We start from the raw sequence: 18,818 nt of genomic DNA, 5'->3' as shown, positions 1-18,818 counted from the left end.
TTAAAAAGCACGTATAATATATATATTCGACATAAAAGTTAAAATTCCTTCTTAAAAATCAAATTTTTCTTCATCAAGTTGTCCGATATGGCTTAAAATTTCATTTGCTGTCTCCTCAACTGCTTTATTTGTCACATCTAGCACAAAACAGCCTAGTTTATCCGTTAACTTTTTGAAAAACTTCAGTTCCGCATCAATTCTGTCACCGCTAGAATACATACCTTTCCCACTTAATCCCATTGAAATTAATCGTTCAGAGCGAATTTGATTTAATTTTTTCTTATTAATTTTAAGGCCAATAATCTTTTTAGGATCAATTTCAAATAACTCTTCTGGAATACTTGCTTCAGGCACAATGGGGATGTTCGTAATCTTTAGTCCTTTTAAAGCTAAATACTGGGACAAAGGTGTTTTAGATGTCCGTGAAATTCCAATTAAAACATAATCTGCTTGTAAAATGCCACGGGGATTTCTTCCGTCATCATTCTCTACAGCAAATTCAATTGCAGCCACCTTGTTAAAATATGCTTCATCTAGCGAGCGGACACGGCCGGGTTCAGACAATGGCTTAATTTTGTATGTTTTTTCAAGTTGGGCGAGTAGTGGTCCGAAAATATCAATAATTGGAACGCCATATGCTTCAGCTGTTTCATTTAAGCGAACACGAACTTCCTCTAAAACGACAGTATGAACAATAATACCGTTGTTAACAGCGACTAAATCAATAATTTCTTCAATCATTTCAAGCGAATCAACATGATGAAAGCGGTGAATAAATTTTGGCGTTTGTCCAAATTGAGCTAGTGCAGCTCGCGTTACAAGTTCAGCAGTTTCACCAGTTGAATCGGAAACGACATAAACGGCTGGTTGGGTCATTACACACGTCTCCTTTAAAAAGCAGGAACTTTCATTTCAAGAAAAATTCCTGCTTTACTTTATCTATTTATTTTACCTGAATTTCATCCATTTGTGCAAATTCACGGATAAAGGTTGAGAGTTCAACAAGAAGGGCTAATCGATTTGCTTTTAGCGCTTCATTCTCACTCATGACAAGAGTATTTTCAAAATAAGCATCAATGATGGGACGAATTTTAGCAAAGCGCTTCAATCGCTCTACAATTGTCATATTTGGGTAATCATTTTTTAACTCCTGCACGGTTTCAAAGAGTTCTTTCTCATACTCATTTTCAAATAAGCTCGGGTTTACTGGTTCATGATTATCATACTTCTTCGCAATATTTGTGACACGTGTTAAAGCTTCTACAGTCGGACGGAACCAATCATCTTTTGCCGATTCATTTAATACTTTTGCACTATCAATCACTTGCGGGATTTGATTTGGTTCACCGCTCACAACAGCTTCTATAATATCTTGGCGCACATTATGACCGCGTAAAATGACACGAAGGCGATTTTTCATGAAATTTTGTGCCACTTGATAAACTTCTTCGCCTGGTAAGTCAGAAAAACCTTCTTTCCGTTCGATGCCAACAACTTCTGCCAGTACTTCTGCAAATGGTAAATCCCATTCATTTGCTTGAATGATACGCATAACTCCAAATGCACTACGGCGAAGACTAAATGGATCTGCTGAGCCAGTTGGAATAATATTGATACAGAAGAAGCTAATTAACGTTTCAAGTTTATCCGCTACAGAAATGAGCGCACCTAAATCTGATTTTGGCAATTCGCCTTCAGAAGAAATTGGCAAATAGTGTTCCCGAATTGCAGTTGCAACAGCTTCGTTCTCACCTTGAAGTTTGGCGTACTTCTCACCCATAATCCCTTGCAATTCTGGAAATTCTCCAACAACATTGGTGACTAAATCAAATTTATAAATATCTGTCACACGATAAATATCTTTTTTCTCATCTTCTGTCCAGTTCAAATAATCAGCTAGAAGAAGCGCCACTTTTTGAACCCGTTTCATTTTTTCGGTTAAAGAGCCAAGACGTTCATGAAATACAATATTTTTAAGTTTATGAACCGCTTCATCAATCGTCATTTTTAAATCTTCTTGATAGAAGAAATCGGCATCTGATAGCCGTGCCCGAAGCACTTTTTCATTTCCCTTTTGGACAATTTCTAAATGTTCATGATTGCCATTTCGAACTGTAATAAAATGTGGCAATAAGTCCTTATCTCTACTAAATACAGGGAAATAGCGTTGGTGTTCCTTCATTGTTGTGATTAAAATTTCTTTTGGCAACTCTAAATATTTGTTCTCAAAATTTCCAAATAAAACAGTTGGATATTCGACAAGATTATTTACTTCCTCGAGTAAATCTGCATCGGTCGGAATTTGCCAGTTCTGAATCGTTTCGACTTCCGCAATCTGTTCGCAAATCGCCGCCTTCCTTGCTTCCGCATCTGCAATAACAAATTGTTCAAGGAGTAGATGCTCATAATCAGATGGCGTTTTCACAATTGTAGACTTACCAAGAAAGCGATGCCCCCGCGTTTCATTTCCCGTTTTCACACCAGCCACTATAAATGGGACAATTTCCGTATCATATAATGCAACTAGCCATTTAATTGGCCGAATATAGCGCAAATCGAGGTCCGCCCAGTGCATACTAACTGGGAAAGTCATGTCCGTTATAATTTTTTGGAATTCAGGGAGTAAATCAAACGTTTTGAGGCCTTTTACTTCTTTTTTGATATAGATATACTCGGTGCCTTTTATTTCCCGAAAAGTTAAGTCATCTGGTGTAACACCTTGACTTCTCGCGAATCCTTGAGCGGCCTTTGACCAGTCACCGTTTTCATCAAAAGCGATTTTTTTAGCAGGGCCTTTTGCTTCCTCTATTTGGTCTTCTTGTTGTGCAGCAACGTTTTTCGCTAAAATTGTAAGTCGTCTTGGCGATGAATATGTTTGAATTTTTTCAACTGCAATTTTTTTCTCTTTAAACCAATCTCTGGCACGTTCTTTTAGCTGTTCTGCTGAAGCCGAAATATATTTTGCAGGCATTTCTTCAAGTCCGATTTCAAGTAAAAAATCTTTATTCATGATTTTGTTCCTCCTTTATTAAAGGGAAGCCAAGTTTTTCGCGTTCCTCATAAAAGGTGCGTGCGATTCGTCTTGCGAGATTCCGAATTCGCCCAATATACTGTGCACGCTCTGTTACAGAGACAACACCTCTTGCATCGAGCAAATTAAAGGTGTGTGAGCATTTTAGTACATAATCATATGCTGGGAAAACAAGTCCCTCGCCCATTTGGTTGCCTGCTTCGCGCTCATATGTGTCAAATAGCGATAACAACATTTCCGTATTGGATGTTTCAAATGCATATTTCGAATTTTCATATTCTGCTTGATAGAAAATATCGCGATACGAAATGCCTTCAGTCCACTCTAAATCAAAGACATTTTCTTCATCTTGAATATAACTTGCCAGACGCTCTAACCCGTAAGTAATTTCCGATGTGACTGGCGAGCACTCCAACCCACCTACTTGTTGAAAATAAGTGAATTGTGTAATTTCCATACCATCAAGCCATACTTCCCAGCCTAGACCAGCACAGCCTAGCGAAGGATTCTCCCAATTGTCCTCAACAAAGCGAATGTCATGCTTTAACGGATCAATGCCCAGTTTTTCAAGTGAGCCTAAGTAAAGCTCTTGAATATTGACTGGTGATGGCTTCATAACCACTTGAAATTGATGATGTTGGAATAAGCGGTTAGGGTTTTCCCCGTACCGACCATCTGCTGGGCGACGAGATGGCTCAACATATCCCGCTTTCCAAGGCTCTGGTCCAATTGCCTTTAAAAATGTGTAAGGACTCATTGTTCCAGCCCCTTTTTCAACATCATAGGATTGCAACATGATGCAGCCTTGTTCTGACCAATAGTCTTGCAATGTGCGAATCATTTTTTGTACATTCATTTCTAGCACCTCCAAAGTTTTACGGCCATATAAAAACTCCCGTCTCTATATGCCATGACAACATATAGGGACGAGAGTTATCTCGCGGTTCCACCCTATTTGGAATTATACAATTCCCACCTTGATTTCGTCTGTACTCCGAAATGCCTTTTCAAAACAAGATTTCACTTGGCTCTCACCTATCCAAGTTCGCTAAATAAAGAGCTTGTTTCTACTTTTTTTCATCATCGTACCTATTTAAATCTTATTTACAAGATACTTCATTTTTTTAGCTTTGTCAATCGCTATCTTCTTTCTTCAACATGTGATCCCACTTTGACATGTCACGCAAAAAACGTTTGCTTTTCAAAAAGAGTCCCGTTTTTTCTTCGTAATACGTATCAATGGTTTTCTCAAGTATCGCTTTTGTTTCTGGTTTTACATTAATTTCGCCAAGGCGATCCAGCTTAAAAATATAAAATAAACGTAAAAGTTTCACAACATTTTCTGGTAAATGTAAGCGATAAGGATCTTTTTCAAAGCAGCGGTGGCAAACAAGACCGTCTGCGTGCGTTGAAAAATCGAAATGTCCGGAAGTAGCCCCACAAATCGCACATTTATCCATAACAGGATAAAGCCCTAAAACATTCAACATTTTCATTTCAAAAATCTGCACTAAAATTTGCGCATCATAGCCTTCATCAATGTCGTTTAGAATTTCTGAAACAAGTTCGTATATATAAGCGTTTGGTTTCCGCTCTTCTACTGATTTATCAAGTAGTTCGCAAACGTAAGCGGCGTACGCTGTTAAAAAAATATCTGTTTGGATATCTGAAAAATTATGAATCAAATCGCCTTGTTGGAGTGTTACGAGCCCTTTATTTCCAAAAAAAGTAAAGTTTCCTTGTGTGAAAGGTTGCGTCACAGCAGCAAGACGACTTTGTCCTTTTTTAGCTCCGCGTGCAACCATTCCGATTTTCCCGAATTCACGCGTATAAACGACTACAATTTTATCTGACTCCCGGTAATTGCTAGCACGCAAAACAATACCTTCACATTTTTCCACTCGAACACCCCCTAAATTTTTATTATACACGGAAAAAGCATATTCTAAAAGCATCTGTAACATTATAGTCATACCAAAAAGATGAGAACATAAAATCGTAAGTTAGTTTAAATAAAATGCTAAATTCGTTTTTAGGATAAATAGTCATTACTCTAAAACAAACGATTTTTCATAATCAGAATGAACTGTCTAGTTAGATATATCCATATAATGATTATCTTCTTCCATTATTCTTTTAATGAGTTAGCGATTTTAATAGCGTAATAAAAGATAGGATTTTCTTGTACCAGGCAAAGGCCAACCGAAATTAATCCTCATTCTTTTATATCAAAAAAATCTATACCGCACTCTTGTATTTTTATTTTTTGATGCACTTATAGTTCTCTAAACTCTGCGGAGGTGGTACAATGTTAGTAATACATAAAAAGGAGAAACGCGTATGATTTATTCGATTATCATTGGGTTAGTCTGTTTAATTTCGTTTGCCGCTACCATTACGGGTGTCGCATTCTTACTTTTAAAGAAAAAGAAGCTTATGGGGGTTTTATTTACAAGTATTGGTGGAGCTGCTTTTTTACTTAGCTGTCTGACTGGGCTTGCTGCATTTATTTTTTATATGAGCGAGCATAGTGCCTCTAGCGATACTGGAATCTCAAGCGATTATAGTGATGGTTATACGGATGAGTATAGTGATGAAGATTACTTGGAACTCTCTTATGGTGAAGAAGGGAAATCTAGTGAGAATGCAACTGTCCTTGTCAAAGAGCCAACAACATACAAAGTTGATGAGCGTGGGATTGATAAATATTATAAAGTCGATGTCAGAATGCGTAATGACGGTAAAGAACCGATTTATGTGTCTGCAAAAGATTTTTATTTGTTCCAATATGATGCCGATGATTACGCCGATGTGGAGAAGAAAGATTACTTTCATGAAAAGATTGATCCTGGAAAAACGGTGAGTTTTTCGATTTATTATGAGTATTTAGGTGATGATGGTTTTCTTGAGATGGAGTATGATAATTTAATTTGGAACTAAGAAACAGCGAGGAATGCTCCTCGCTGTCTCTTAATATTCATCTTGATTAAACCCATAATCCTGCAAATAATGCTCTTTGTCGCGCCAGTTTTTTTGGACTTTCACCCAAACTTCTAAAAATACTTTGGAACCCATTAAAAGTTCGATTTCTTTTCTTGCGCGCATACCAATTTGCTTAAGCATTTGGCCTTGTTTGCCGATAATAATACCTTTTTGCGTACTACGTTCAACAATGATTGTTGCCATAATTGTGAGCTTCTCCGTTTTCGGATTTTTTTCGATACCTTCGATGACAACCGCCACCGAATGCGGGACTTCCTCACGTGTTAATTGGAGCACTTGCTCACGGATAAGTTCAGATATAATGAAGCGCTCTGGGTGGTCAGTGATTTGGTCTTTTGGATAGTACATCGGACCTTCATCTAAGTAATTTTTCGTTTCGGTTAGTAGATTTGGCACCTGATCGCCCTGCAGTGCCGAAATAGGAATAATTTCCGCAAAATCGAGTAACTCTTTATATTTTTCGATAAGCTCCACTAATTTTTCTTTGGAGATTAAATCAATTTTATTAATAAGTAAGAAAACTGGTGTTTCCACGTTTTTTAATTTCTCGATGATAAATTCATCGCCGCGACCAAAACCTGTTTCTGCATCAATTACAAAGTAAATTAAATCGACCTCACGAAAAGTGTTTAAGGCCACTTTGACCATAAAATCGCCAAGCTTATGTTTAGGTTTATGGATGCCTGGCGTATCGATGAACACCACTTGCGCATCACTCTCCGTATAAACCCCTTGCACTTTGTTTCGAGTTGTTTGCGCCTTATCACTCATAATCGCAATTTTTTGACCTATTATTTGGTTTAAAAGCGTGGACTTTCCTACATTCGGGCGCCCAACAATCGCAACAAAACCAGACTTAAACGTATCGTTCATTATCCATATCCCCACTCGTAAAGGCGCCAGGAAGCAATTGTTCAACTGTCACTTCAACTGCATCGCCCTTTAGATTTGTTAGTACAACTGGCATAGTTTTATCACAAAACTCACTGATGACTTGGCGGCATGCCCCGCAAGGTGAAACGGGTCCGTCTGTATCTGCAACGACTACCAGTTTTTTAAAATTCGTCTTTCCCTCTGACACGGCCTTAAAAATCGCCGTTCGCTCCGCACAATTTGTTAGCCCAAATGAGGCGTTTTCAATGTTGCAGCCTAAAACCACTTCATCGTCTTCTGTCACAAGTGCAGCGCCAACTGGAAACTTGGAATACGGCACGTAGGCAAATTCACGTGCGCGCTTGGCAAGCTCAATAAAATTACTTTCTCTCATAGTTTTAAACTCCTATCTTTCAAAAAATAGCAAATACATATGGTAAAAAAATGATTAGTCCGATAACAAAAGACATGAACGAGGCAATTAAAACGGCGCCTGCTGCTACATCTTTGGCTTTTTTGGCTTCAGGGGAAAAATCAGTTGTAATGGCATCTACTGCGCGTTCAATTGCAGTGTTCACCATTTCAAGTATAATCACAATGAAAATGCAGACAAGAAGAATCAGCCATTCGGTTTTTGTCACAGAAAATACTTTGGCGGCAATCAAAACGACAAGTGTGACTAGGAGGTGAATTCGCATATTCCGCTCTTCGGCTGCTGCCGTTTTTACCCCCGTAAAAGCATGTTTAAATGACTCAAATAAATTGCGATTTCGCTTATATTTTCTATCTTTGTAACCCATAAGCATCCAACATTTCTTTTTGAAGTCCGAACATTTCCTTTTCGTCCTCTGGCTCGATATGGTCGTATCCGAGCAAGTGGAGTAGTCCATGTACGGCTAAAAATCCAAGTTCACGGTCAAAAGTATGTCCATATTCATCAGCTTGTTCTTTGGCACGTTCAATCGAGATGATAATATCGCCAATATTTCGCGGCATTTCTTCTTCTGACACAATTTCTATTTCATCTTCGAAAAGTTCTTCGAGTGCAAAGGAAATCACATCTGTAGGTTGATTTTTCCCGCGATATTCGCGGTTTATTTCTTGAATGCGCGGATTATCTGTTAATGTGACTGACATTTCAATCATACCCTCTAGTTTTAAATAATCTACAGAAAAATTTAAAATATCACGAATAAAGTTTTGTTCTTTTTCGCTTACTTGCTCTGTTTCGTCAAATAAGTCTAGTTCAAAATCACTCATTCATTTTCCCCTTTCGAATCATCAGGATATTGAATCCGCTGATGGTATATCCCGTGTAGCGTTCGTTTTAACGTCTCACGAATCATTTCAATTTCACGGAGTGTAATCTCGCATTCTGTGAACTGACCATCTAAAATACGTTCACGAATAATCCCGTCGACAATATTACTTATTTTTTCTTTCGTCGGGGCATCACAAGAACGTACAGCGGCTTCCACACTGTCCGCAATATTAATAATGGCAACTTCCTTTGTTTGCGGCTTTGGTCCGCTATAGCGGAATTCATTTTCGCTTACATCTGGATGGTTTTCTTTTTCTTTCACATAAAAATATTTCAAAATTGTCGTGCCATGATGCATAAGTGCAATGTCAATAATTGGCTGTGGCATATGGTTTTCCTTTAAAATTTCTGCCCCGTCCGTTGTATGCGCTAAAATAATATCGCGACTTTGCTTTGGTGTCAATCTATCGTGCGGATTAATGCCATGCAATTGGTTTTCCACAAAATACGGCGGCCGAAGTGTCTTGCCTATATCATGGTAGAAACAACCCACTCGCACCAGTAAACTATTTGCACCAATTTCATCTGCACATGTTTCAGCAAGGTTTGCAACCATCATACTATGATGATACGTTCCAGGCGCTTTCATTAAAATTTTCTTGAGCAGCGGGTGATTTGGATTCGCAAGTTCAATGAGGCGACTCGTTGTTAAAATACCAAACATTGTTTCAAATAACGGGATAAGCGCCAAGCCTAACATAAATGAACCTATTCCACCTAAAAATGCGTAAAAAATAACTTGGATGGCGTTTAAACTAAGAATCGTGGAATTATTAATCCCTAAAAGTAACATGGCATAGACGACGTTTAGCGCGCCTACAATGATGCCCGTTTGAAAAATGGCAATGCGCCGGCTGTAATCTTTTAGCGCGACGACACTCGTTAGTCCGCTTAAGAGAATGAAAGCAACCATTAGTACATTCATAATGCTTGTTGTATCTGACTCAAAAGCAAACAAGCTTGTTATCGCCATAACAATAATACCGAAGAAAGCGAAGCGTTCGTTCAAAAGAATTTTCAACACCATTGGCATAAAGGCGGCTGGAAAGACAAAAGCGATATTGATAATATTCGCCCCTTCAAGCCAGCGTATAACAAGGAAGAAGACGAGCGTTGTCACATAAACACTTGTAAAAATCAAGATTGTTTGACGGCGTTTTTTAGGTGGGTATTTTCTTTTCTTTGTATAAAAATAAAGTAAAAGAAAGAGTGCTAAAACTAAAAATGCATATCCTGTATATTGTTTGATGGGCATTTTTTGGTCAATTAAATGGAGTAATTCTAGTTGGCGATATGTTTCTCTATCAATAATTTGCCCTTCTTGGACAATGACCTGACCTTGCAATATTTTTTCAGGAACGACATTTTCTGCAGCCTCTTTTTTTCGCGCTTTAGTTTGATCTTTATCCACCGTTTCGTTAGGAATAATGGCATTTGAGACGAGCGATTTAGCGCTTGTTTTATAATTTGATGGCACAGCAGACAATTCGATTGCATCACGCGCTTGAATTTTTTTAGCATTTAAATTGCTTTCGCGAATGCGGTCACTCATAGCACGTTCTACTTCAGAAACAACTTGGTCTTCTATTGCTTTTAAATCAGCTTGTGAGGCGTTCAAAAGATTAATAAATGTTGTGTCCGAAATATTTTCGGTAATATTTTCAGCATGATCCCCGACGAGTTTTTCCTTGAAATTTTTAAGTTTATTTTCGTCCGTTGTAGGCTTTGGTGCTGGCTTATTGTTTGCATCAGCCTCCGCTTTAGCTTCTTTCTCAGCATCTGCTGTTTCTGTTCTTACTTCGTTGATATAATCAAAAATGGATTTTGTAAACGCAACTTGATTTGTGGCTGTTTCCCGGTTATAGACATAGACATCTTCCACTTCATCGCTTGCTTTTCGCTTCTCCTCTTCTGTTTTTTCCGTATCCACAACCGTTTGAGGAGATCGAATGGTTTTTTCGGAAACTGAAAACAACTTCGCCTGATAGGATTCAGGCTTTGTCACTTGAATGAGCAAAAAATAGGACGCGAAAAAAAGAACTGCGATAAATAATGGAATGAAAACTTTTTCTTTGTGTTTGCTATACAAGTTTTGCCATTTTTGCCTCACCTATATTACAGCCCTTTCCCGGCTAAATTCGCTCATATGCCTTAATAATCTCTGCCACAAGCGGATGCCTTACCACGTCATGATGCTCGAAATAAACGAAACCGATATTTTTTACGTTGCTTAAAACTTGTTCAGCATTGACTAGACCACTAACCGCACCTTTTGGTAAATCAATTTGTGTCATATCACCATTTACTATCATTTTTGAGTCATAGCCAAGCCTAGTTAAGAACATTTTCATTTGCGCAATCGTTGTGTTTTGCGCCTCATCTAGAATGACGAAGGCGTTATCTAATGTTCGTCCACGCATATAAGCAAGCGGCGCAATTTCAATGACTCCTCGGTCCATCAAACGCGTTGTATGTTCAACACCAAAAATATCATACAGTGCATCATAAACGGGGCGCAAATATGGATCAACTTTTTCTTTTAAATCGCCCGGTAAAAATCCCAGACTCTCTCCTGCTTCAACCGCTGGACGGGTTAGAATAATTTTACTTACCTTCCCTTTTTTCCAAGCATCAACGGCCATGACAACAGCTAAGTATGTCTTTCCTGTTCCTGCTGGACCAACACCAAAAACGATGTCATATTTACGAACCATTTGCATATACTTCCGCTGTCCGAAGGTTTTCGGACGGATTGGTTTTCCTTGTGCGTTTTTTGTAATTTCATCGTCAAATAGTGTTGGAAAGTATTCAAGCGTCCCGCCTTTTTCCATTTTTATCGCTTGAGCCACATCGCGTCCATCGATGTGTACACCTTTTTTAAGCACATCTATCAAAGCTAAAATGACATGTTTCGTCTCAGAAACGGCCTCTTCAGTACCTGTAATAGAAACATCGCCTCCACGCGTCACAATTTTAACTTGCAGAGAATCTTCTAAAACATCGATGTTAGCATCATTGTTGCCGAATAAATCACGCCCATCGGTCATTTCATTTAATTCAATGATTTCATTGTAGGACTCATTTTGCATGCTTTAACCCCTTATCGTTTAAACTAAATTTCACTTCTATTATACACGAAAATGCAGCATAAGAAAAACTCGGGCTGATGCCTCGTTGGCAACAAAAAAAGGCTAGCATAATGACTAGCCTTTTTAACATTTTATGAAAGATATTTTTTAACAAAGTTATTCACTGCATTTCCGTCAGCTCTGCCTTTTACTTTCGGCATTATTTTACCCATCACTTTACCAAAATCGGCTTTTGATGTGGCGCCAACTTCTGCAATCGTTACTTTTACAATTTCTTCAAGCTCATCGTCTGTTAATTGTTTCGGGGAATAGTGTTCCACAATAACTATTTCAGCACGAACTTTTTCAGCTAAATCTTCCCGCTGAGCTTTTTCAAACTCAGACAAAGAATCTCGACGCTGTTTCATTTCACGAGCGAGAACAGTGATTTCATCATCTTTGGAAAGAGTTCCACCTTGATTAATCGCTTCATTTTGCAAAGCAGCTTTTAACATGCGAATAACAGAAAGTTTTTCTTTTTCCTTACTACGCATAGCTTGCTTCATATCTTCATTTAATTTGTCAAGCAGTGTCAACGATATCATCGCCTTAATATTAGAATTTACGTTTTCTTGCTGCCTCTGATTTTTTCTTACGTTTTACGCTTGGTTTTTCATAAAATTCGCGCTTTCTAGATTCCTGCAAAGTTCCACTTTTGGAAACAGTACGTTTAAAGCGACGAAGAGCATCTTCAAGCGATTCGTTTTTACGAACTACTGTTTTTGACATCTCTCTTTCCCTCCCTCCGACACTTACATGGACTAGTGAAAGTCCTTATAAGGCTTCAGAATGCTAGCGAACTGTTAGCAAAATTCTGAAAGCATAACAGGATAAGCATTCACTCATATAAAATTATATATGAAAGCTGTTTTTGCGTCAACATGAAATCGCTAACTTTCTTAAAAAAATAGCCAGTGACAATTTAACGAAGTTCAAAATAATAGGATGCTGCTCCTAAACAATAGAGCGGAGCTGTCTCAGTTCGTAAAATTCGTGGACCAAGTCCAGCAAGTTTTACCTTTCCCACTAGACGAGCAACTTCATTTTCACTGAAGCCGCCTTCTGGACCAAAAAGCACTAAAAGCTTCTCACCAGGTTGCATTTTTTCAAAAGTCAGAGCAAGTGTTTTTGTTTCATACTCACGTGCACTTTCTTCGTACGCACAAAGCACATAGTCATACTCTTTAAAAGTCGCCATTAAAGTTGTTAAACTGTCAGCAAAAGAAATAGTTGGAATATGTGTACGATGCGATTGTTCCGCCGCTTCTTTCGCAATTTTTTCCAAGCGCTCGAGCTTTTTATGCACTTTCTTTGCTTCCCATTTTGAAATTGAACGCTCAGCTGCAAAAGGAAAAAAAGCATAGGCGCCTAATTCCGTCGCCTTTTGCACAATGAGTTCCAACTTATCACCTTTTGGCAAGCCACTCGCAATTGAAATTTGTACGGGTAACTCCGAACTTTCAGCAAGTTTTTCTACAGCGCAAAGTTCAGCAGACTCAGCCGTTAAATTCGTAAGCTCTGCGACAAAAGCAGTCTCACTTCCATCTACAACAAAAACTCGGTCACCCACTTTCATACGCATGACACGTGAGATATGATGAAAATCATTACCATCAATTAGAAAAGGCTCTGCCACCTCTACTTTTTGACTTATAAAATATCGTTGCATCTCACGCCTCACCTCGTTTTGCGATAATCGCGACCCAATCCCCTTGCGTTTCTGTCTGAACAATCGTCAGACCAGCCGAAACAATTGCTTCAAGGACAACCTCCTTTTTCTCCGCGATAATCCCTGAAGCGATAAATATACCACCCGGTTTTAATGTTTGGTAGACATCTTCTGGGAAAAGCAAGATAACCTCGGCTAAAATATTAGCCACAATAAGGTCGACCCGCTCGTTTAAACCTTCGAGCAAGTTATTTTGTTTGAGTGTGACAATTGCCTCCACTTGGTTTTGATTGATATTCTCCTGTGCCGCTCGCACTGCGACCTCATCTAAATCCATTGCCAGTACTTCCTTCGCGCCTAGTTTCGCACATAAAATAGAAAGCACCCCAGAACCTGTCCCGACATCGATAACGGTATCATTTTTCTTTAAATACGTTTCAATCGCTCGCAAACAAAGCTGTGTTGTTGGATGTGTCCCCGTTCCAAAGGCCATACCTGGATCAAGTTCAATGACAATCTCATTTTGACCAGCCACATAACTTTCCCAAGTTGGTGCTACAGTAATATTTTCAGTAATTTGAACAGGATGATAATATTTTTTCCACGCCGTTGCCCAGTCTTCATCAAATACATCATTGACTTGAAAACGAAGTTCACCTAAAGGAATATCAAATTGTTCTAAAGCGCGGACTTTTTCCTCCATTTCAGATAGTTGGGCAACAAATTCATCTGTTTTTAAAAAGTATGCTTTGATGACTACACCATCTTTTGGGTAATCGGCCGCACTTAACGCATAAATTTCGCCAAATTTATCTTCGCGCTCGCGGTGAAAATCATTTGCATCTGTAATCGAAACACCACTAGCCCCGTATTCTGTTAGCTGATTGGCTACTGGTTCTACTGCTTCATTTAACGTATGGATTTCAACCTCAGACCACTCCACTTGTTTCACTCCTCCTATGTAAAAAACCGTATGTTGAAAAACCTACTTTTAGTCAACATACGGTTTTCATTTAATCGCCTTTAAAAGCTTTTTTCATTTTGTCGAAGAAACCTGATGTTTGTTCGTCCACTTTATCTCCTGTTGTCGCTCCAAACTCGCGTAGAATTTCTTTTTGTTTATCATCGAGTTTTTTTGGAACGATTACTTTAACAGAAACATGTTGATCGCCTGTTCCGTTGCCGCGAAGATGTGGAACACCTTTACCGCGCATCCTGAAAGTCGTGCCAGTTTGGGTACCTGCAGGGATTTTCAGGCGGACTTTACCGTGTACGGTAGGTACATCAATTTCATCACCCAATGCTGCTTGAACAAACGTAAGCGGCACTTCTACAAAAATATCATCGCCATCACGTTCGAAAAATTCATCTGGGATAATGACAAAGACAACGAATAAATCACCGCTCGGTCCACCGTTAATTCCAGCTTCACCTTCACCTGCAACACGCATTTGTTGACCGTCATTAACACCGGCAGGAACTTTCAATTTGATTTTTTTCGTCTTTTTCACGCGTCCTGTACCGTGGCATGTAGAACATTTTTCCTTAATTTCTTTACCTGTTCCGTTACAATAACTACATGTACGCTTATTAACAATTCGTCCAAACGGTGTGTTTTGTTCCACATTAATCGAGCCTTTACCATCACAGTGCGAACATTTTTCAGGATGCGTTCCTGGTTTAGCTCCTGAACCATGACAAGTATCACATTCTTCTTCACGTGGAATTTCAATTTCAGCTTCTTTTCCAAAAACAGCTTCTTTGAATTTCAAGCGCATTGTATATTGTAAATCATTTCCTTGGCGCGGAGCATTCGGGTCTTGACGCGCGCCTCCGCCACCGAAAAAGGTGTCAAAGATATCCTCAAACCCTGAAAAACCTCCACTCGAATAGCCGCCTGAATAACCGCCACCAAAACCTTGATTTGGATCAACGTGTCCGTACTGATCGTACTGTGCACGTTTATTGTCATCACTTAATACTTCATACGCCTCAGAAATCTCTTTGAATTTCTCATCAGCGCCACTCTCTTTATTGATATCCGGATGGTACTTTTTAGACAGTTTCCGGTATGCTTTTTTGATTTCATCTGCCGTAGCGCTTTTTGAAACGCCAAGTACTTCATAATAATCGCGTTTGGCCATCCGCCATCACTCCTTTTCATTATCCTTACGTATTGTATCACAAGACCTCTTTTAAGAACAGCCTATAAGCCGGAAAAAGCCAAAGTCATTATGACTTTGACCTTTTCTACTTCATACTTATTTATCTTCTTTTTTCTCATCATCATTTACTTCTTCAAACTCAGCATCAACCACATCGTCAGAAGAACCACCAGCTGCTTCAGGATTTTCACCTTGTGCCGCTTGTTGTTCAGCCGCAGCTTGTTCATAAAGCTTAACCGATAAGTTTTGAACGATTTCATTTAGTGCATCTGTTTTGGCTTGAATCGCTTCAAAATCTTCGCCTTTAAGAGCTTCTTGAAGTTCGTCACGTGCTGTTTCTGCTTTTTTCACTTCTTCTTCATCGACTTTGCCTTCTAGCTCTTTAAGAGTCTTATCTACTGTGAAGACAAGTTGGTCAGCGTTGTTTCGAAGTTCAGCATGTTCTTTATTTTTCTTATCTTCTTCCGCGTTTGCTTCTGCATCTTTTACCATGCGATCAATTTCTTCATCTGTTAAACCTGAGGAAGATTTAATCACGATATTTTGTTCTTTACCAGTTCCAAGGTCTTTTGCACGAACCGTTACAATACCGTTTTTATCGATATCAAACGATACTTCGATTTGCGGAATACCACGCGGTGCTGCTGGAATATCCGTAAGTTGGAAGCGACCAAGCGTTTTATTATCTTTCGCCATTGGACGTTCACCTTGAAGCACATGGATGTCAACAGCTGGTTGGTTATCCGCCGCAGTTGAGAAAGTTTGTGATTTAGAAGTTGGAATAGTTGTATTACGATCAATCAAGACTGTCATGACGCCACCCATTGTTTCAATACCAAGCGATAAAGGCGTTACATCAAGAAGCACAACGTCTTTCACATCACCAGTAATAACGCCACCTTGAATTGCTGCACCCATTGCAACAACTTCATCAGGATTTACGCCTTTATGAGGTTCTTTCCCAAGCTCTCTTGTAACCGCTTCTTGAACAGCCGGGATACGCGTTGATCCACCAACTAAGATAACTTGGTCAATATCACTTGCAGAAAGTCCTGCATCTTTAAGCGCTTGACGAGTTGGGCCAATTGTTCTGTCAACTAAATCATGAGTAAGTTCATCAAACTTCGCACGTGTTAAACTAACTTCCAAGTGAAGCGGACCGGCTTCGCCTGCTGTAATAAACGGTAAAGAAATTTGAGTACTTGTAACACCAGATAAGTCTTTTTTCGCTTTTTCAGCCGCATCTTTCAAACGTTGTAATGCCATTTTGTCTTTCGAAAGGTCAATGCCATTTTCCTTTTTGAATTCAGCAACTAAATAATCAATGATTTTTTGGTCAAAATCATCACCACCAAGATGATTATCACCTGCTGTCGAATGTACTTCGAAAACGCCATCGCCTAGTTCAAGGATAGAAACGTCAAATGTACCACCACCAAGGTCAAATACTAAAATGGTTTGGTCTTGTTCAGTTTTATCCATGCCATATGCAAGTGCTGCTGCAGTTGGCTCATTGATAATTCGTTCTACTTCAAGTCCAGCAATTTTACCTGCATCTTTAGTAGCTTGGCGTTCAGCGTCATTGAAGTACGCAGGTACTGTGATAACTGCTTTATCTACTTTTTCACCTAAATAATCTTCTGCATAGCCTTTTAAATATTGTAAAATAATCGCACTAATTTCTTGTGGTGAATAGTCTTTACCTTCAATGGTTTCTTTGTAATCAGTTCCCATGTGACGCTTGATGGAGCTTACTGTGTTCGGGTTTGTAATTGCTGCACGTTTGGCAACTTCCCCAACTTGACGTTCACCATTTTTAAACCCAACAACAGATGGAGTTGTACGCGCACCTTCTGGATTTGGGATAATTTTTGCTTCGCCACCTTCTAATACTGCGACTGCTGAGTTTGTTGTTCCTAAGTCAATACCAATAATTTTGCTCATAATTTCATTTCCTCCTGAATATATAAAATAAAGTTGTTTACTCGTTTACTTTGACCATGGAAGGTCGAATGACGCGATCTTTAATCTTATAGCCTTTTTGCAATTCTGCAGTGATTTCATTGCTTGCCGCATTTTCATCTTGATCTTGCATAATCGCTTGATGGAAATTCGGATCGAATTGCTCGCCTAAAGCCGGAATGCTTTCGATGCCTTCTTTTTGTAAAGCTGTCATAATTTGACTATAAACCATATTCATTCCTTTTAAAATCGCCTGTACTTCCTCGTTTTCCGATTCAGAATCAAGCGCTTTTTCAAAACTATCAAGCGCTGGAAGTAAATCCTCCGCTAAACTTTGCGAACGAAACTTCATCGCTGCCTCACGGTCTAGTGTGTTTCGTTTTTTGACATTCTCAAAATCAGCATGTAAACGCAAATAACGATCTTCTTGTTTAGCAAGTTCTGCTTCTAACTCTTCAATTTTTGTTTCCAAAGCTTTTGCTGTTTCCTGTTCTTCCATCTCAACTTCTACTTCATTTGTTTCAACATCTGCTTCTTTTTGAAGTTCTTCCTCAATTTTAGCTTGCTTATCTTTTTTCTCAGACAAAAGTGTCACCTCCTGAAAAAACGCTCGTTTCTTCAGCCCTTTCTATTTTTGGTTCTCATGATAAAGTTTTGTTAAAACCGTTGTTAAATCGCGACTAAATACATCAACAAGCCCGAGCATTCGGCTATACTCCATCCTCGTTGGCCCAAGGAGAACAATGCCACCAACACGCTCATCAGCAATTTGGTAGGTCGCTGTTATGATACTCAAATCATCCATGAACTCATTGTTTAGTTCACGACCAAATTTGACCGCTACCCCGTCAGGAATATCGCGGAATAAATCATAAAGGACATCTTCCGCTTCAACGAGCTGCAAGAAACCACGAATTTTCGCAATATCTTGAAACTCAGGTTGATTTAAAATATTCGTTTTCCCTCCGAGATAAATGCGTTCTTTATTCACTCGGTGTAGCGTATTGAGCAAAATATCGCTCATGTGGTTAGCATTTTCAACATGTTCGGTAAGAAGCGCCTGTACTTCGTGCGCGATGTGGCTTTCCAGTGCATCAAGCGGAACTCCGACCAAGCGATCGTTTAAAATATTTACTGTTCGCTCCATATCAGAAAGTGTCACATCATTCGGAAGTGTCACCAAATGATTGTCTACATGCCCTTGATCGGTAATTAAAATAAGCATGGCTTGCTGACGACTAATTGGCACAAACCGAAAACCGCTCAACCGATTTGCCGCTGAATGTGGCCCAAGGACAATCGATGTATAGCTCGTCAATTCTGAAAGTAGCGATGCCGAATTCTGAATAAGCTCTTCTGCCTCATCATAATCGGCTTGAAATACCGACTGAATTAGTTTTTGATCTTCTTTTGAAAGTTCCTTTGGCTTTAATAAATAATCCACATAAAATCGGTAACCCTGCTCAGAAGGAACACGTCCCGAAGAGGAATGTGTTTTTTCAATAAATCCATACTCTTCAAGCACACTCATTTCATTTCGAATTGTTGCAGAGCTGTAAGGAAGGTCGCTTTCTTTCAGTAGATTTTTAGAACCTACAGGCTGAACAGTCCAAGTGAAATGATCGATAATCGCTCGAAAAATCTGAAGCTGCCTTTCCGTCAACAT

19 protein-coding genes and 1 other annotated feature are annotated in these 18,818 nt (G+C 39.1%); of the genes, 1 reads left to right on the top strand and 18 read right to left on the bottom strand.

Features of this window, described 5'->3' with window-relative positions; genetic code table 11:
• Positions 1-51: 51 nt before the first annotated feature.
• From R8923_RS01615 to recO, 4 genes are all read right to left on the bottom strand, one after another.
• Positions 52-876, bottom strand: a complete 825-nt coding sequence (locus tag R8923_RS01615; RefSeq protein ID WP_485871005.1) for a pyruvate, water dikinase regulatory protein — start codon at positions 874-876, stop codon at positions 52-54.
• A 67-nt stretch (positions 877-943) separates the two neighbouring features.
• A complete protein-coding gene (glyS, locus tag R8923_RS01610; protein ID WP_485871004.1) occupies positions 944-3,010 on the bottom strand; it encodes a glycine--tRNA ligase subunit beta in 2,067 nt (688 codons plus the stop codon).
• Positions 3,003-3,887, bottom strand: coding sequence for a glycine--tRNA ligase subunit alpha (gene glyQ, locus R8923_RS01605; RefSeq protein ID WP_485871003.1), 885 nt, complete (start codon positions 3,885-3,887; stop codon positions 3,003-3,005). The genes glyS and glyQ overlap by 8 nt, the downstream gene beginning before the upstream one ends.
• Positions 3,888-3,950: 63 nt before the next feature.
• Positions 3,951-4,124, bottom strand: a binding site (T-box leader).
• Between the two features lie 40 nt (positions 4,125-4,164).
• Entirely contained in the window at positions 4,165-4,932 is a 768-nt protein-coding gene (recO, locus tag R8923_RS01600; RefSeq protein ID WP_485871002.1) for a DNA repair protein RecO, read from the bottom strand.
• Between the two features lie 439 nt (positions 4,933-5,371).
• Here recO and R8923_RS01595 point away from each other — a divergent pair, with 439 nt between their 5' ends.
• Positions 5,372-5,971 (top strand): DUF4352 domain-containing protein, encoded by a 600-nt coding sequence (locus R8923_RS01595; protein ID WP_485871001.1) that lies wholly within the window; start codon positions 5,372-5,374, stop codon positions 5,969-5,971.
• A 30-nt stretch (positions 5,972-6,001) separates the two neighbouring features.
• Here R8923_RS01595 and era read toward each other — a convergent pair whose 3' ends face one another.
• The 14 genes from era to hrcA all read right to left on the bottom strand — a co-directional run bounded on the left by era (position 6,002) and on the right by hrcA (position 18,818).
• Entirely contained in the window at positions 6,002-6,907 is a 906-nt protein-coding gene (era, locus tag R8923_RS01590; RefSeq protein WP_485871000.1) for a GTPase Era, read from the bottom strand.
• Positions 6,891-7,301 (bottom strand): cytidine deaminase, encoded by a 411-nt coding sequence (locus tag R8923_RS01585; RefSeq protein ID WP_485870999.1) that lies wholly within the window; start codon positions 7,299-7,301, stop codon positions 6,891-6,893. The genes era and R8923_RS01585 overlap by 17 nt, the downstream gene beginning before the upstream one ends.
• A 19-nt stretch (positions 7,302-7,320) precedes the next feature.
• Positions 7,321-7,713 (bottom strand): diacylglycerol kinase family protein, encoded by a 393-nt coding sequence (locus tag R8923_RS01580; protein WP_485870998.1) that lies wholly within the window; start codon positions 7,711-7,713, stop codon positions 7,321-7,323.
• On the bottom strand, positions 7,691-8,167 hold the full coding sequence (gene ybeY / locus R8923_RS01575) for an rRNA maturation RNase YbeY (RefSeq protein WP_485870997.1): 477 nt from the start codon (positions 8,165-8,167) through the stop codon (positions 7,691-7,693). The genes R8923_RS01580 and ybeY overlap by 23 nt, the downstream gene beginning before the upstream one ends.
• A complete protein-coding gene (locus R8923_RS01570; RefSeq protein WP_485870996.1) occupies positions 8,164-10,338 on the bottom strand; it encodes an HD family phosphohydrolase in 2,175 nt (724 codons plus the stop codon). The genes ybeY and R8923_RS01570 overlap by 4 nt, the downstream gene beginning before the upstream one ends.
• A 22-nt stretch (positions 10,339-10,360) precedes the next feature.
• Positions 10,361-11,317, bottom strand: a complete 957-nt coding sequence (locus R8923_RS01565; RefSeq protein WP_485870995.1) for a PhoH family protein — start codon at positions 11,315-11,317, stop codon at positions 10,361-10,363.
• Positions 11,318-11,448: 131 nt separating this feature from the next.
• The gene (locus tag R8923_RS01560) at positions 11,449-11,892 is read right to left on the bottom strand and encodes a GatB/YqeY domain-containing protein (RefSeq protein ID WP_485870994.1); all 444 of its coding nucleotides are present in this window, start codon (positions 11,890-11,892) and stop codon (positions 11,449-11,451) included.
• Between the two features lie 19 nt (positions 11,893-11,911).
• Positions 11,912-12,085 (bottom strand): 30S ribosomal protein S21, encoded by a 174-nt coding sequence (gene rpsU, locus R8923_RS01555; protein ID WP_003719762.1) that lies wholly within the window; start codon positions 12,083-12,085, stop codon positions 11,912-11,914.
• Positions 12,086-12,278: 193 nt separating this feature from the next.
• Positions 12,279-13,025, bottom strand: a complete 747-nt coding sequence (locus R8923_RS01550) for a 16S rRNA (uracil(1498)-N(3))-methyltransferase (RefSeq protein ID WP_485870993.1) — start codon at positions 13,023-13,025, stop codon at positions 12,279-12,281.
• A 1-nt stretch (position 13,026) separates the two neighbouring features.
• On the bottom strand, positions 13,027-13,968 hold the full coding sequence (gene prmA, locus R8923_RS01545) for a 50S ribosomal protein L11 methyltransferase (RefSeq protein WP_485870992.1): 942 nt from the start codon (positions 13,966-13,968) through the stop codon (positions 13,027-13,029).
• Positions 13,969-14,038: 70 nt separating this feature from the next.
• Positions 14,039-15,169, bottom strand: a complete 1,131-nt coding sequence (dnaJ, locus tag R8923_RS01540) for a molecular chaperone DnaJ (RefSeq protein WP_485870991.1) — start codon at positions 15,167-15,169, stop codon at positions 14,039-14,041.
• A gap of 117 nt (positions 15,170-15,286) precedes the next feature.
• The gene (gene dnaK, locus R8923_RS01535) at positions 15,287-17,134 is read right to left on the bottom strand and encodes a molecular chaperone DnaK (RefSeq protein WP_485870990.1); all 1,848 of its coding nucleotides are present in this window, start codon (positions 17,132-17,134) and stop codon (positions 15,287-15,289) included.
• A gap of 37 nt (positions 17,135-17,171) precedes the next feature.
• A complete protein-coding gene (grpE, locus tag R8923_RS01530; protein ID WP_485870989.1) occupies positions 17,172-17,738 on the bottom strand; it encodes a nucleotide exchange factor GrpE in 567 nt (188 codons plus the stop codon).
• 42 nt (positions 17,739-17,780) lie between these two features.
• Positions 17,781-18,818, bottom strand: a complete 1,038-nt coding sequence (gene hrcA, locus R8923_RS01525; protein ID WP_485870988.1) for a heat-inducible transcriptional repressor HrcA — start codon at positions 18,816-18,818, stop codon at positions 17,781-17,783.

Origin of the sequence: Listeria tempestatis (assembly GCF_963575625.1) — a bacterium.
In the GTDB taxonomy this organism is placed as follows: domain Bacteria; phylum Bacillota; class Bacilli; order Lactobacillales; family Listeriaceae; genus Listeria; species Listeria tempestatis.
Note: the sequence above shows the minus strand (reverse complement) of the source record. Positions and strands in the feature narration are given on the sequence as shown.